Raw genomic sequence first — 14,546 nt, forward strand, 5'->3', positions numbered from 1 at the left:
TTATTGTGCCAAGCTGTCGGCATCTGATGGCAATGCCAAATTTACCGCTTGACGAATCAGCTGTGTGCGTGTCTCGCCTGTGTAATCACTACTGGCTTGCTCAAATTTATCTTTGTTTTGCCCAAGTTTACCAAAGCTAATCATTGACAAGGTTCGCTTGCCCCATGATGTTGCTGCTTGATTTGGCAGACGCACGCCACCTTGATTGTCTAGATACTGTGGGTAATTGATTTGTAGTAGAGTTTTGTACTGATTGGCAGTATCAGTCATGCCAAGCTTATGATAGCTGTACGCCATGATGGCGATTGCTTCAGGAGTCGCCTCTGATTGTGGGTAATATTGAAATACCCATTTGGCACGGTTGGCAGCGGCAAGATAAGCATCACGCTTAATGTACCAACGAGCTGCTGTCAGCTCATGTTCAGCGAAGTCATTATATAGAGCAATCATACGCTGAGCGGCGTCTGGGGTGTATGGGCTGTTTGGGTAGTTGCTGACTAAGGCTTGAAAATCACGAAATGCCAAACGCAACCAAGAAGTATCACGCTGAGACTGATCCATTTTAAATAGACGAGATGCCTTTGGCGAGCCACCCATGTGTGTTACACCTTGTGTGTACAGTGCATAGTCAATGTGGCGACTGATTGGATACGCTTTGATGAACTCCTCAGTACTTTGTGTTACCGCTTCAAAGTCATTGGCTTGATATTGAGCATACATTAAATCAAGTAACGCTGATTCTGCATAGCGACTGGTTGGATAAAAAGTGCGAATGTTATTTAATGCAGTGATGGCTTCACGATAGCGTTTGTTTGTCAAAGCGTCTTGGGCATCTTGATAGTACTCAACAGTAGACTTCTCTGCGGTAGCGACCACCTGCTCTTTTTTGCCAACAGCATTTTTTAATGTGGTACAGCCACTAACGGCAATACTGCCTGTGATAAGTGCTGCCAATAGTTTTAATTGTAGTGATGATTTCATAATGTCCTCATGGTCTGTATTGTATTAAGTGCAAATGACAATTTTTTCATAAATTTGGGCTAGTTTACCACAATTTTCAATAAAAAAAACCCATCATTACTTTTCGCCATCATTTTACTAACAAAATCTTAGAAAAATCACAAGAAAAAAAAGCATAAATGTGCTAAAGTATTTAGTCATTTTTTAATTGCAAGCAACCACCATGACCACCACCGCCATGTCGCCTGATACCGATGGCGAATTTGAGTTTGATGATCATCAGCCACAAAAACGCATTGAGCTTAGCCATACCATCTGTGAAAATGAACTAGGCATGAGATTAGATAAGCTAACAGCCACCGTGTTTGCCGACTTTTCACGCACGCAGCTACAGACATTCATTGAAAGCAAGCAACTGCTTGTCAATGACACCCTTCAAAAGCCAAAATATCGTGTCAAGTTGGGCGATGTGTTGCATCTTAGTGCCGTCATTGAGGATCATTCTAGCGATTTTCCAGAGAATATCGCCATTGAGGTGGTTTATGAAGATGATGAAGTGATTGTCATTAATAAGCCTGCCGGCATGGTTGTGCATCCAGGTGCAGGGAATCGAACAGGCACACTTGTCAATGCTTTATTGTATCATTATCCCGATAACGCCCATATACCTAGGGCGGGGTTGGTGCACCGCATCGATAAAGATACAACAGGATTATTGGTTGTCGCTCGTACCAAGCCCACACAACTACACTTAATCGATCAGCTCAAGGATAAGAGTGTCTATCGCCACTACCAATGTATCTGCCAAGGCGTACCAAGCGATATTTTGCGTCATAGTACCATTGACCTTCCTATCGCTAGGCATCCGACACAGCGTACCAAGATGGCGGTACGAGATGGTGGCAAGCCTGCCATGACGCACATTATTAAGGCAACGGCATTAAACGACAGATATAGCTTGCTTGATGTTACCCTAAAAACAGGACGCACGCATCAAATCCGTGTGCATTTGTCGCATTTGGGCTTTGCTTTAGTGGGGGATAAAGTCTATGGTCAGCCCATCAAATCAGGTCTGTCTGATGAATGTCGCCAAGCCATAAAAAACTTCACTCGTCAGGCATTACACGCCTATAGGCTCGGTTTTATTCACCCAAAAACAAGAGAAGCAATGCAGTTTTATGCCCCATTGCCTAGCGACATGACCGACTTGATTGATACCTTAATGCAGCAGTAGCAAACATTATGACCACCTACGCCACAGGCACAGCATGCAGCGACCCAGCACTTATCCTACACCATACACCACAAATTTTGGTGGCACAAAGCACGGCAGGAGCGTTTGAGAAATTCGCCAAAGATGACATTTATGGGCAGTTTAACCTTGCCTTGCATGTCAAAGATGACCCTAAACAGGTTTTGTCTCATCGTGCGACTTTTTTGAGAATATTCAAAGAGTATGGTGTGCATACCATTCATTGGCTTAATCAGACGCACAGCGATGTTGTGGTGAATGTTGATGAATGTTCGCCATCTATCCATGCTAGGTGTGCTGATGCACTGATCGGTACACAGATAGGGCAAGCACTTGCCATCATGACGGCAGATTGTGTACCGATTGTGATTTTTGGCGATGATAAGCATAATGACAACCAGACACCCATTGCCTGTGTGCATGCAGGCTGGCAGGGGTTGACTAACGGCATCATTAAAAATACGATCTCTTGTATGCGACAAAAACAACCGCATCTAACCTACCGTGCCATTATTGGTGCTCATATTCGCCAGTCATCTTATCAAATCACTCGCACGCTTGGTAATGACATCATTACAAGCATACATCAAAAACAGCTCACTGCCTTTGATGTTGATGCTTTATATCACACCATCATCAAAGATAGTACCGATGATGCCAAATGCCTAATTGATCTAAACAGGCTTGCTCAATTACAGCTAAGCCATTTGGGGGTTGAGGTCATAGGTGGCGATGTGCCATGCACTTATCAAGACCCACGCTTTTACTCATACCGTGCCCAGACCCACGCCAATAAGCCATCAACAGGACGAATGGCGATGGTGGTGGTTAAGCTGATTTGACAATAATCTAAAACAACCGATTATTGGACAGTTTAAATCAACAATTCACTTAAGCAAAGCACTTGCATCAAAACCAGCTTTCTAATAGATAAAACTTGGTCAAGCCGGTGTATTTTTTAGCATCAGACTTATTTTTGATGAGTGAATTTGTTGGACTTAACATCAATGGTTGGTCGCCTGCCATCACATGGGAGTTGTCAAGCATGGCTTGTTGAGTGGCATTGGGCTTTAGGGTAACAGGAAGGGGGCTTCTGGTTACTTGAATGTGCTGACATCCTGTTAATACCAAAACAGTCAAGATTGCCAATAATATCCGAACAATAGCCATGTGTTTCATCTTGTGCCTTTTGATTGGGATTGGCGATATGGGCTAAATGGGCTGAAAAGTACGCTAAGTTTGGCTGTGCCAAAAAGCATGGGTGCGATAAGTGGTTTGGTGTTAGCCATAGATAAAATCCTAGCAGGTGCGTTTTGTTTTGATGAAATCACTGTGGTTGATATATATTTCATGGTTATCGCTAAACAAGCTAAGGCATACCAACCGCCCCTAATATCACCGTCATTGTCTTGGTCAGCCCTGCAACTTCACTAAACGGGGCGGCATCATAAATGGCGGCAATCGCATTAGAAGCCAACGCTTGGTCGTCGCCCACCACCTTAACTTGGGTAACATTACCCGCTTCATCAAGATGTATGGTCAGTTTGATTTGTTGATCGCCAATGTTAGCATATCGCTCCCATGCCTGTATCATGCGTGCGGTTGCTTGTATGGAGGCTTGTTTGGCATCTTGACCACTTGGGGGTTGATTGATGTGGGTTGTCTGATTATGCTGGGCGGTGTCATCTTGAGTGCCATCAAAAAGCTGTGCATCATCAAAAGTGGCAGGATTCATCTCTTTGTGTATATCATCATGCTCGGTGGCAATCTTATTATCTATCTTCTGCGGATTTTGCCAAGTATTTGCCATCTTGGGCGGTGATGACCTAAGTCTTGATTGCCCATCCTTATGATGATGAGTGGTTTTTTGTTGATGGGAGGTCGCATGGCGTTGGTTGATTTGTACGGCTTGGTTATTGGACAGGATTTGAGCTTCTAGCACACGAATGGTTGGCTTAGTATCCATTATTGACCGAATAACATTCTTATTGGATAAAACAACAATCACAAACATATGCACAACCACCACCATCAAGACGATGACAAGCACCCATAATGGTCTGATGGGTTGAGCTTGACTGGTTGAAGATTGGGAGATGTTCATATCAATCATAAAAAAATACTGCTTACATATCTTAGCATAATTTTTTACTACATTTTTTATTACATTTAAAAAATAGTCTTAAAAATGCTATTTTTTATTGGTCATTTTACGCCATCTTGTACCCAATCCTGCCAATCTTACCAGACAAGTTTGCACACAAGATAAAAGTGCATTACAATAATCATTTTAAGTAGCCAAACTGCCACTTTATATTCACCATTATTTAATATAGCAACCATAAAACATAGCCATCATTTAGCATCACTGTATTTGATGCCACTATTTCATTAACAGTTCATCATCAATCACACCTTATGAATCCATCATCCATATTAAGCAAAGACCGTCATTATCTATATCGTTTAGCCCAAGAAATCAAAAACACACATGGCGATGATCAGTCTGCCAAACAAGCCAGATATGACGAAATATTAAACCGTTCCCATGCTGCTTTTTTAAAAAGACAATCCGCCATTCCCAAAAATTTGGACGAACTTTTAAATCATGATCTGCCTGTTACCAAAGAAGCAGATATGCTCATTAACGCCATCAAGGACAATCAGGTCATCATCGTAGCAGGGGAGACAGGCTCAGGCAAGACCACGCAGTTGCCAAAACTTGCCATGCTTGCCGGTCGTGGTATCGCAGGGCAAATCGGACACACACAACCACGCCGTCTAGCCGCTCGCTCGGTGGCAAGTCGCATTGCAGAGGAGTTGGGCGAGCCTTTAGGGCAGACCGTGAGTTTTAAAGTGCGGTTTACCGAAGAGGGTGGTCAACACAGCATTGTCAAGCTAATGACAGATGGCATCTTGCTAGCTGAACTTGGCTCGGACAGATTTTTGACTCGATACGATACCATCATCATTGACGAAGCACATGAACGCAGTCTTAATATTGATTTTATTTTGGGTTATTTAAAGAGCCTGCTCCCCAAACGACCAGATTTGAAAGTCATCATCACTTCTGCCACGCTAGATACTGAGCGGTTTGCCAATTACTTTGCCAAAGAGGGTAAGCCTGCACCTGTATTTAGTGTAGAAGGCAGAAGCTACCCTGTGGAGATACGCTATCGTCCTTTGACAGATCAGATTGTTCTAAGTCATGATGACGATGCCTTTGATGAGATAGAAGATGCCCTACCTCGAGCTTTGACAGCAGCGGTTACTGAGTGTTTTGACGATGCTGCCAAAAAAAGGCATCCTCACCAAGCCGATATACTAATCTTTGCCAGTACTGAAGCACAGATTCGTGAGCTTGGTGAAATTTTGACCACTCATGCACCGCCACATACCGAGATTTTACCGCTATTTGCTCGCCAAAGTTTTGCTGAACAGCAAAGAATCTTTCACCACACAGGCAAAGGGCGACGCATCATCATCGCCACCAATGTCGCTGAGACCGCTCTTACTGTCCCTAATATTCGTTATGTAATTGATTTGGGTTTTGCACGCATCAGCCGCTATAATTATCGTTCTCGTATTCAAAGACTGCCCATTGAGGCCGTCAGTCAGGCTGCCGCCAACCAAAGAGCAGGACGATGCGGTCGTATTGGTCATGGCGTGTGTATTCGTCTGTATTCTGAAGAGGATTTTTATGCTCGTTTAGAATTTACTGAGCCTGAGATTTTGCGTACTAATTTGGCCAGTGTGATTTTGCAGATGACTCAGTTAAATCTAGGTGATGTGGCAGAGTTTGATTTTATTACACCGCCTGATTTTCGCCTTGTCAATGACGGCAAAAAACTACTCCTTGAGCTTGGGGCAATTACTGATATCCCCACAAAAACCGCCATCAAAAAACGCAAGTCCACACCGACCAAGCTGACCAAGATAGGTCAAATTATGGCAAAAATGCCCATCGATCCAAGACTTGCTAGAATGCTCATTGCTGGCAATCATTTTGATTGTTTGGCGGATATGCTCATCATTGTCTCTGCACTTGCGGTACAAGATGTGCGTGAAAGACCGATTAACAAACAATCGCAAGCCGACCAAAAGCACGCCTTGTTCCGCCGTGAACATTCAGATTTTTTGTTTTATTTAGAGCTTTATCAGGCATTGTTTGGACTGCATGAGACCAATGACCATCAGTTACTAAGCACCAATGCACGCCGTAATTTTGCCAAAAAACATTATCTTAGCTTTACTCGTATCCGTGAATGGCAAAAGACGCATGAACAGTTGTCATCTATGATGGCAGAATTGGGCTTTGAAATTAAGCCGGCACAAGCCGAGCTGAAGGCTAGTGGTAACGACAGCATAACCAAGATTGATACCAAAAAAGGCGTTAGACTATCTTTGGATAAAAATAAAAAGCACAAAAAATCCAAACAAGCCAGTCTATCCGCCCTAAAAGGCATCAGTAAGCAAGGCATACCTGACCAAACCGCCCTAAATTACTCCAATATTCATCGAGCTTTATTAACCGCCTTATTGTCTTTTGTGGCACACAAAACTGATGTCATGGGAGAGTATCTCATGGCTCGTAGCCAAAAAGCACGCATATTTCCAGCTTCCACTTTGCACAAAAAAGGTGTGGACTGGCTTATGGCGTTTGAGGTGGTGGAAACTTCTCAGGTCTATATGCGATGCAATGCCAAGATTGAACCTGAATGGATCGTGGTGGTGGCAGACGGTTTGTTAAAATATCATTATTTTGAGCCGCACTGGTCAAAAAAAGTAGGGCGAGTGCGTGCTTATATGCAAATCAGTCTTTTCGGGCTTGTTATTGTTGCCAAAGAGCTGACCAATTATGAGCCTGTAGATATCGAGCATGCACGAGAGATTTTCATTCGTGATGCACTTGTGGGGGATAATTACGGTTTTAATGCCAAATTTCTTAGCCACAATACCGCTAAAATCAAAGATGTTGAACGCATTGAGGATAAGTTGCGTCGTCGAGATTTATTGGTTGATGAAGAAAGGCTTTATCAATTTTATGATGAAAAAATCCCAAAACACATCGCCAGTCGCAAGGCTTTTGAAGAATTTTATCATGAAAAAGCCAATGACGACCCAAACTATCTATTCTTTGGTGATGACGATGTTCTCACTCAAAGCATTGATACCAATCAGGATTTTCCAGAAACATGGCAAATGGGCACAATCAAGCTACCATTGTCTTATGTATTTGACCCAAGCTCCGATGATGATGGCGTAACGGTGCGAGTACCCATTAAGGCACTATCCCAGATTGATTCAGTTGCACTGCTTTGGGGGATTGCAGGGTGGCGATATGAGTTGGTACTACAGCTGTTAAAGACCTTACCCAAAGAGCTACGCCGTCAAATCGTTCCCATTCCTGATACTACGGATAAGATTTTTGACCAGTTAAACGCTGATGGCAGAACAGGACTTCTTGACCAGATTTGTCAAAACCTGCTAAGACTGGGCGTGCGTGTTGTGCCTGCCGACTTTGATCCTAGTAAAGTGGATAATTACCTACGACCGCTCATCTGTGTGGTTGATGACAAAAACCATGTCATTGAAAAAAGCCGAGATTTGGCACGATTAAAAGCACGCCATACCACAACCATTCGCCAAGAAGTGATGGTGGAAGAAGGGTTGCATCATGATTTTCCTGAGCATTTTAATTTTGTGAGAAATAAGCACAGTGCTGGCGTGGTCATGCAAGAATTTTCAGCACTAAAAGCCGATAAAACAGGCGTGGCGGTATCCATCGCCCAGTTTACTGAGTTAAAGTCAGCACTCAATACGCATCAAGCAGGCGTGCTATCGCTTATTAAAGCCAAACTAGGTGCCAAACAAAAACAACTCACAGGACAGATTGATAAAGCATTTAAGCTGTCATTTGCACCGCTTGGCGACCTTGAGAAGCTAAAAACTTTGGTCGTTGATGCAACCTTGCAAGCATGCCTTCATGACCATGCTCCTGCCTTTATGGATGATAGCCAAAGTGTCCGTGAGCATATTGACGCACTCATTGATGATGAGACTGCGTGGCTGTCAGAACATTTGCCTTTTAACAAGACAGAATTTGATTTAACTAAAGACAAATTACTAACAGAGTTTTTATTAACAGGGCAGTCCACTTTAAAGACCTTAAAAGACATCTACATCAGTTGGCAGAGTGCTCGAGGCAAGCTACTCATGCTTGATCGTGAGATTTTTGGTGAGAGTATTGAAGATATCGAGGATCAGCTAGATGATTTGAGTTTGTCTGATTTTATCTATCGTACCGATGTGGATCATTGGCGAGAATACCCCCGCTACTTACAAGCACTTAATATTCGCCTAGATAGATTGGTACACAACCTAGATGCCGACCTTGATGGGGTGTATCTGCTTGATGTACACATGGAACGCCTTGCCAATCGAGTACACGACCCCAAAGTGAGCGACTATCGTTGGGCGGTAGAAGAGTATCGCATCAATCTATTTGCCCAACCCATGAAAACTAAGTTTGCCATTTCAGAAAAACGCCTAGAAAAACTATGGGTCAGTCTAAATACAAAGTAGCAGGGCAAAAAATACATCATGGGTGAAAAAATGTTCACTAATTTTTGAAAAGTTGTGATAAAATTTTACAACTGGTTACATTTTTTATGGTAAACTAATCATCATAAGTCATAAGTACGACTGATTAACAAATCGTGTAAATAAGGATAATCTATGGCAATTTATCTAACCGCCACAGGACTACATAAACCAAAAGATAAAATCACCAATGAAGAGTTGGTGTCAGCATTTAACGCCTATGTAGATAACTACAACCGTGATAATGCCACCGCCATTGAAGCAGGCGACAAGACCGCTTTACAGCATTCATCTGCCGAGTTCATTGAAAAGGCTTCTGGCATCAAATCCCGCTATGTCATTGACAAAAAAGGCATCTTAGACCCAAACATCATGGCGCCAATTTTCCCTGCTAGAAAGTTGGGTGAGGAGCTGTCTATCATGGCAGAGATGGGGGTGGATGCGTTAAATCAGGCTTTAGATAATGCAGGGCTTAAAGCAGAGGATTTGGACGGTATTATCTGTGCTTGTTCAAATTTTCAGCGTGTCTATCCTGCCATCGCCATTGAAATCCAAAATGCTGTTGGTATGACTGGAGGTTTTGCTTTTGATACCAATGTGGCGTGCAGTGCAGCGACCTTTGGCATTGCCCAAGCTACTGGCATGATTAAAGCAGGCTTGGCTAAGCGTGTGGCAGTGGTCAATGTTGAGATTACTTCCGCTCACCTTAACTGGCGTAATCGTGATAGCCACTTTATTTTTGGCGATATCGCAGCAGCGACCATCATTGAACAAAGTGATACACCAAAAGGCTATGAGATCCTAGATTGCAAGCTGTTTACGCAGTTCTCTACCAACATCAAGAATGAATATGGCTTTATGGATAGAAGTGAGTACTTGGCATCTGGGGAAGAGATGCATCACGATATTAAAGAGCCTGTAACGGACAAGTTGTTTTTGCAAGAAGGACGCAAAGTGTTCCGTGAAGTCTGCCCAAAGGTCTCTGAAATCATCAGTACGCATTTGGCGGAAAACCAGATTGCAAGTGAGCAGGTCAAACGCCTATGGCTACATCAAGCCAATATTAACATGATTGATTTGATTTTACGCACTGTGATGGGTAAAGATGCTGACAAAAACATTGCACCAATTGCCATCACCGAATATGGCAACACCAGTTCAGCAAGCCCAATGATTGCCTTTCATGAACATCAAGATGGTGTAAGTTCTGGTGATTTGGGTGTCATTTGCTCGTTTGGGGCAGGCTATTCCATCGGTTCGGTCATTGTTAAAAAAATCTAACCCACCACTTTTAAGATAGCTTGTCTAAAACAGCTCACTACGAATAACACACCCCAATCGCTATACAGCTGTTGGGGTGTGTTATTCGTCAGTGTCTTCACACCCCATCATACTGCCCATTTTTAGGGGTGTAATCAGTATACAAAGGATACCCACGACTTAAACCAGAATGTTTTGGCATATCAGCTATCATCTGTTATAATGCTTAGTTATTCAAAAACAAGCCATATAGCAATGACAAAACACCAACAAGACGACTATCAAGCCCAGCTATCTGCCAAAATTCAGCGTATTGAACAGCAGTTTAGCACTTTTAATCCACCTGTTTTGCAGGTTTATCCATCGCCTATCAGTCATTTTCGCTTTCGGGCAGAATTTCGTATTTGGCATGATGAAGATGACCTGTTTTATGCCATGTTTGATAGACAAGAAAATGGCACAAAAACTGTCGTGCGTATCAATGATTTTGCCATTGCAAGTGCTGATATTAACGCACTCATGCCTGTGTTATTAGAAAAATTAAAGCAAAATCAATCTCTTAGCCAACGCTTGTTTGAGGTTCATTTCTTAAATACCTTAAGCGGTGAAATGCTTGTTACTTTAATTTATCATAAAAAATTAGATGAAAATTGGCAGGCATTGGCAAATACGCTGGCAGATGAATTAAACATTAAACTCATCGGTAGAAGTCGTGGACAAAAGATTGTATTGTCTGATGAATTTGTTACCGAAAAAATGACGGTTAAAATCAAGGAAAATGATACTGACTTTTTTTATCGTCAAATAGAAGGGGGGTTTAGTCAGCCTAACGCTTATGTCTGTCGTGATATGCTAAACTTTGCTTGTGATGTGGCAGAGTGTATTGACGGCAACAAGGACTTATTGGAATTATATTGTGGCAATGGTAATTTTACTTTGCCTTTATCCAAATACTTTAATAGAGTGCTTGCCACTGAATTGGCAAAATCTTCGGTCAATGCCGCCAAATGGGCAATCAAACATAACAATATTGATAATATTGCTATCGCCAGATTGTCAGCAGAAGAGTTTAGTGAGGCATGCACAGGTCAAAGAGAATTTCGTCGGTTGAGTGAAAGTGGCATTGATATTAAAGATTATGATTTTAATACAGTATTTGTAGATCCGCCAAGAGCAGGGATTGATGATGATACCTTAAAGATTTTGGCGGAGTTTGACAACATTATTTATATCTCGTGCAATCCTGATACTTTATTTGATAATTTGCAATTTTTAACCCAAACCCATCAAATCAAACGCCTTGCTTTATTTGATCAATTCCCCTATACACATCATATAGAAAGTGGCGTTTGGTTGGTTAGACGCTAAAATCATTGGCAATAATCCCTAAATTATGGCAGAATAAACAGTTTTTAGACATTAATCATTGATAAAAATATGAAAGAATCCCTACGCCAACGCCTAGATCAAATGTCGGATAGATTTGAAGAGGTTACGGCACTTTTATCCGACCCTGATACCATTTCTGATAACAAGAAGTTTCGTGCTTTATCGGTGGAGCATAGCGACCTGTCCGAGCTTGTGGCACTTTGGCAATCTTTTATCCAGTGTGAAAGCGATCTCCAGACCGCTCAAGAAATGCTTGCTGACCCTGATATGAAAGAGCTTGCCCAAGAGGAAATTACCACCGCCAGAGCTAAAATTGATGAGCTTACCGAAACTTTAAATGTATCAATGTTGCCCAAAGACCCCAATGACAAGGCAACGGCATTTTTGGAGATTCGTGCAGGCACAGGTGGGGACGAGGCGGCCATATTTTCGGGCGATTTATTTCGTATGTATCAAAAATACGCTCAATCACAAGGCTGGCAAGTGGAAGTGTTATCCGCCAATGAAGGTGAACACGGTGGTTATAAAGAAATCATCAGTCGTGTGTCGGGTGCAGGCGTGTATGGACGGCTTAAGTTTGAGTCTGGGGCACATCGTGTTCAGCGAGTTCCAGAGACCGAATCTCAAGGGCGAGTACATACTTCAGCGTGTACCGTAGCGGTAATGCCTGAGGTAGAGATTGATGATATGGTTGAGATCAATCCTGCCGATTTACGCATTGATACTTATCGTTCAAGTGGTGCAGGTGGTCAGCATGTCAATACCACAGACTCTGCGGTGCGTATTACTCACATTCCTACAGGTGTGGTGGCAGAATGCCAACAAGAACGCTCACAGCATGCCAATAAAGACAAAGCGATGAAAATGCTCATTGCGAAAATCCAACAAGCCAAAGTTCAGGCTCAAATTGACCAAACTAGCGACATGAGACGAAACCTAGTCGGCTCTGGCGATAGAAGTGAACGCATTCGTACTTATAACTTCCCACAAGGGCGAATCACGGATCATCGCATTAATCTCACCCTCTACAAGCTAGATGCCATCATGGAAGGGGATTTGGGTGAATTGCTTGATAGCTTGCTAAGAGAACATCAAGCAGATTTGATGGCGAGTGTATCAGGGTAGTTTATTTGGGGTGATGATTCTTAGTCGTTGATGCAAAAACTATCCCAAACATGACTGTCAGAAAAATCCCAAAACCAATCAAAGTAGGTAACAGATACCGTATCCAAACCATGATAAATGGTAAGCGGTACTCTAAGTTGCATAATGTACTTGCTAAGGTGTTTGCTTTTATAGTAATAGATAATAGCAAAACAACCAATGTTTAAAAAAACTGTGATAAACTTTTGCGTGCTGTAAAAACACAAATTTTTAATCTTATTTTATTTAACCACTGATGAAAAATCTTAATATATCCTTATGATTTTATCATCAAATAATAGGTACTTTTATAAAGGTTTTAATTATGTCAAACCAATCTCAAACCCCTGAACAACCAATCAGCGAAAATGATTTAATTGCAGGGCGACTCGCCAAATTACAAGTACTAGAAAATAAAGCTAAGGAAGTTGGTAAAACCGCTTATCCAAATACCTTTAAGCGTAAAGACTATGCTCAGGATTTACAGACTCAATTTGAAGGCGTAGATAAACAAGCCATTGAAGATGGCGAAAAGGTCTATGCCAAAGTCGCAGGGCGAGTCATGCTGAATCGTGGGTCGTTCATTGTCATTCAAGACATGACAGGACGCATTCAGCTGTATGTGGATAGAAAAGGATTGGATGGCGAAACGCTAGATTTAATCAAATCACTTGATTTGGGCGATATTGTTGCAGGGAGTGGCTATATTGGTCGTTCTGGTAAAGGTGATTTGTACATTCATTTGGAGCAGTTTGAGCTACTGACCAAATCTTTACGCCCTTTGCCTGATAAATTTCACGGACTTAATGACACCGAAGTCAAATATCGCCAAAGATATTTGGATCTCATGGTCAATGAAGAGACACGCAAAACTTTTGAAATTCGTTCAAAAGTCGTGGCGGGCATTCGTGATTATCTAACCAAAGAACGCTATATGGAAGTAGAAACGCCAATGATGCACATTATTCCTGGTGGTGCATCTGCCAAGCCGTTTATTACCCATCATAATGCTTTGGATATGGATTTATATCTACGCATCGCTCCAGAGCTGTATTTAAAACGCTTGGTTGTTGGTGGATTTGAGCGAGTATTTGAGATTAATCGTAATTTTAGAAATGAAGGCGTATCCACTCGCCACAACCCTGAATTTACGATGATTGAATTTTATGAAGCCTATGCTGATTATAAAGATTTGATGGCATTGACTGAAAATATGCTAGAAAAATTGGCAACTGATATTCTAGGTACGACCGATGTTCCTTATGGCGATGAAGTATTTAGCTTTAAAGCCCCATTTGCCAAAATCCCAATGAGTGAGGCGATTTTAAAATACAACCCAAACTTATCATTGGAAAATATCAACGACCGTGAGTTCTTGGCAGATTTTGTAAAAAATACGCTAAAAGAAGAGGTTAAGCCCTCTTTTGGACTGGGTAAACTTCAAACAATCGTCTTTGAAGAAACGGTAGAAACACAGCTAAGACAGCCGACTTTCATTACCGAATACCCAGCAGAAACTTCGCCATTGGCTCGCCGTAATGATGATGATCCACACATTACTGACCGTTTTGAGTTTTTTATTGGCGGACGAGAATTGGCAAATGGTTTTTCAGAGTTAAACGACCCTATTGATCAAGCCGAACGCTTTCGTGCCCAAGTCGCCGAAAAAGATGCAGGCGATGATGAAGCAATGCACTATGACGCCGATTTCATTGAAGCCTTAGAATATGGCTTACCGCCAACAGCCGGTGAAGGCATTGGTATTGACCGCCTTGTGATGATTTTTGCCAACGCTCCGAGTATTCGTGATGTCATTTTGTTTCCGCACATGAGACATAAACAAGAGAGCTGATCGATTGACTTACTTTGGAATCGGTTTACATTTTATCTAAATAAGGCATATGCTACAAGACAGCCTAAATATTAGCTGTTATACTAG

General features: G+C 42.1%; 12 protein-coding genes. 7 read left to right on the plus strand and 5 right to left on the minus strand.

The genetic code is table 11. The annotated features are described in order from the left end of the window. On the minus strand, nucleotides 1-981 hold the full coding sequence (locus L3D27_RS05350) for an outer membrane protein assembly factor BamD (protein ID WP_432481826.1): 981 nt from the start codon (nucleotides 979-981) through the stop codon (nucleotides 1-3). Between the two features lie 202 nt (nucleotides 982-1,183). Between L3D27_RS05350 and L3D27_RS05355 the strand changes: the two genes are divergently transcribed. Together L3D27_RS05355 and L3D27_RS05360 are read left to right on the plus strand one after the other, a co-directional pair. Beyond that, the gene (locus L3D27_RS05355) at nucleotides 1,184-2,194 is read left to right on the plus strand and encodes an RluA family pseudouridine synthase (RefSeq protein WP_432481827.1); all 1,011 of its coding nucleotides are present in this window, start codon (nucleotides 1,184-1,186) and stop codon (nucleotides 2,192-2,194) included. Nucleotides 2,195-2,202: 8 nt separating this feature from the next. Further along, nucleotides 2,203-3,054: a polyphenol oxidase family protein gene (locus L3D27_RS05360; protein ID WP_432481828.1), complete on the plus strand. Its 852-nt coding sequence runs from the start codon at nucleotides 2,203-2,205 to the stop codon at nucleotides 3,052-3,054. Between the two features lie 67 nt (nucleotides 3,055-3,121). Here L3D27_RS05360 and L3D27_RS05365 read toward each other — a convergent pair whose 3' ends face one another. From L3D27_RS05365 to L3D27_RS05375, 3 genes are read right to left on the minus strand one after another with little or no spacing between them, the layout of a single operon-like run. After that, entirely contained in the window at nucleotides 3,122-3,391 is a 270-nt protein-coding gene (locus tag L3D27_RS05365; protein WP_284674488.1) for a lipoprotein, read from the minus strand. Continuing rightward, nucleotides 3,388-3,564 (minus strand): hypothetical protein, encoded by a 177-nt coding sequence (locus L3D27_RS05370; RefSeq protein WP_432481829.1) that lies wholly within the window; start codon nucleotides 3,562-3,564, stop codon nucleotides 3,388-3,390. Before L3D27_RS05370 ends, L3D27_RS05365 begins: the two co-directional genes overlap by 4 nt. Before the next feature lie 17 nt (nucleotides 3,565-3,581). Continuing rightward, nucleotides 3,582-4,325 (minus strand): hypothetical protein, encoded by a 744-nt coding sequence (locus L3D27_RS05375; RefSeq protein ID WP_432481830.1) that lies wholly within the window; start codon nucleotides 4,323-4,325, stop codon nucleotides 3,582-3,584. Between the two features lie 305 nt (nucleotides 4,326-4,630). On the opposite strand from L3D27_RS05375, the gene hrpA reads away from it, so the two are divergent. The 4 genes from hrpA (at nucleotide 4,631) to prfA (ending at nucleotide 12,589) form a co-directional block, all read left to right on the plus strand. Next, nucleotides 4,631-8,797 carry an ATP-dependent RNA helicase HrpA gene (gene hrpA / locus L3D27_RS05380; RefSeq protein ID WP_432481831.1) on the plus strand — a complete coding sequence of 1,389 codons (4,167 nt, stop codon included), beginning with the start codon at nucleotides 4,631-4,633 and terminating at the stop codon, nucleotides 8,795-8,797. A 153-nt stretch (nucleotides 8,798-8,950) separates the two neighbouring features. After that, nucleotides 8,951-10,096, plus strand: coding sequence for a beta-ketoacyl-ACP synthase III (locus L3D27_RS05385; RefSeq protein WP_432481832.1), 1,146 nt, complete (start codon nucleotides 8,951-8,953; stop codon nucleotides 10,094-10,096). A 234-nt stretch (nucleotides 10,097-10,330) separates the two neighbouring features. Further along, nucleotides 10,331-11,443: a tRNA (uridine(54)-C5)-methyltransferase TrmA gene (gene trmA, locus L3D27_RS05390; RefSeq protein ID WP_432481833.1), complete on the plus strand. Its 1,113-nt coding sequence runs from the start codon at nucleotides 10,331-10,333 to the stop codon at nucleotides 11,441-11,443. A 69-nt stretch (nucleotides 11,444-11,512) separates the two neighbouring features. Further along, nucleotides 11,513-12,589, plus strand: a complete 1,077-nt coding sequence (gene prfA / locus L3D27_RS05395; protein ID WP_432481834.1) for a peptide chain release factor 1 — start codon at nucleotides 11,513-11,515, stop codon at nucleotides 12,587-12,589. A 20-nt stretch (nucleotides 12,590-12,609) separates the two neighbouring features. Here prfA and L3D27_RS05400 read toward each other — a convergent pair whose 3' ends face one another. Then, on the minus strand, nucleotides 12,610-12,732 hold the full coding sequence (locus tag L3D27_RS05400; protein WP_373627269.1) for a hypothetical protein: 123 nt from the start codon (nucleotides 12,730-12,732) through the stop codon (nucleotides 12,610-12,612). 200 nt (nucleotides 12,733-12,932) lie between these two features. On the opposite strand from L3D27_RS05400, the gene lysS reads away from it, so the two are divergent. Further along, the gene (lysS, locus tag L3D27_RS05405; protein WP_432481835.1) at nucleotides 12,933-14,459 is read left to right on the plus strand and encodes a lysine--tRNA ligase; all 1,527 of its coding nucleotides are present in this window, start codon (nucleotides 12,933-12,935) and stop codon (nucleotides 14,457-14,459) included. Nucleotides 14,460-14,546: the final 87 nt, after the last annotated feature.

The organism is Moraxella sp. ZY200743, assembly GCF_050885545.1.
GTDB lineage: Bacteria > Pseudomonadota > Gammaproteobacteria > Pseudomonadales > Moraxellaceae > Moraxella > Moraxella haemolytica.

Bases quoted from the DNA above. Each gene is read 5' to 3' on its own strand.
- L3D27_RS05370 (WP_432481829.1), bottom strand. From the start codon at position 3,564: ATGAAATATATATCAACCACAGTGATTTCATCAAAACAAAACGCACCT.
- L3D27_RS05375 (WP_432481830.1), bottom strand. From the start codon at position 4,325: ATGATTGATATGAACATCTCCCAATCTTCAACCAGTCAAGCTCAACCC.
- L3D27_RS05355 (WP_432481827.1), top strand. From the start codon at position 1,184: ATGACCACCACCGCCATGTCGCCTGATACCGATGGCGAATTTGAGTTT.
- L3D27_RS05385 (WP_432481832.1), top strand. From the start codon at position 8,951: ATGGCAATTTATCTAACCGCCACAGGACTACATAAACCAAAAGATAAA.
- hrpA (WP_432481831.1), top strand. From the start codon at position 4,631: ATGAATCCATCATCCATATTAAGCAAAGACCGTCATTATCTATATCGT.
- trmA (WP_432481833.1), top strand. From the start codon at position 10,331: ATGACAAAACACCAACAAGACGACTATCAAGCCCAGCTATCTGCCAAA.
- L3D27_RS05360 (WP_432481828.1), top strand. From the start codon at position 2,203: ATGACCACCTACGCCACAGGCACAGCATGCAGCGACCCAGCACTTATC.
- L3D27_RS05400 (WP_373627269.1), bottom strand. From the start codon at position 12,732: ATGCAACTTAGAGTACCGCTTACCATTTATCATGGTTTGGATACGGTA.
- prfA (WP_432481834.1), top strand. From the start codon at position 11,513: ATGAAAGAATCCCTACGCCAACGCCTAGATCAAATGTCGGATAGATTT.
- L3D27_RS05365 (WP_284674488.1), bottom strand. From the start codon at position 3,391: ATGAAACACATGGCTATTGTTCGGATATTATTGGCAATCTTGACTGTT.
- L3D27_RS05350 (WP_432481826.1), bottom strand. From the start codon at position 981: ATGAAATCATCACTACAATTAAAACTATTGGCAGCACTTATCACAGGC.
- lysS (WP_432481835.1), top strand. From the start codon at position 12,933: ATGTCAAACCAATCTCAAACCCCTGAACAACCAATCAGCGAAAATGAT.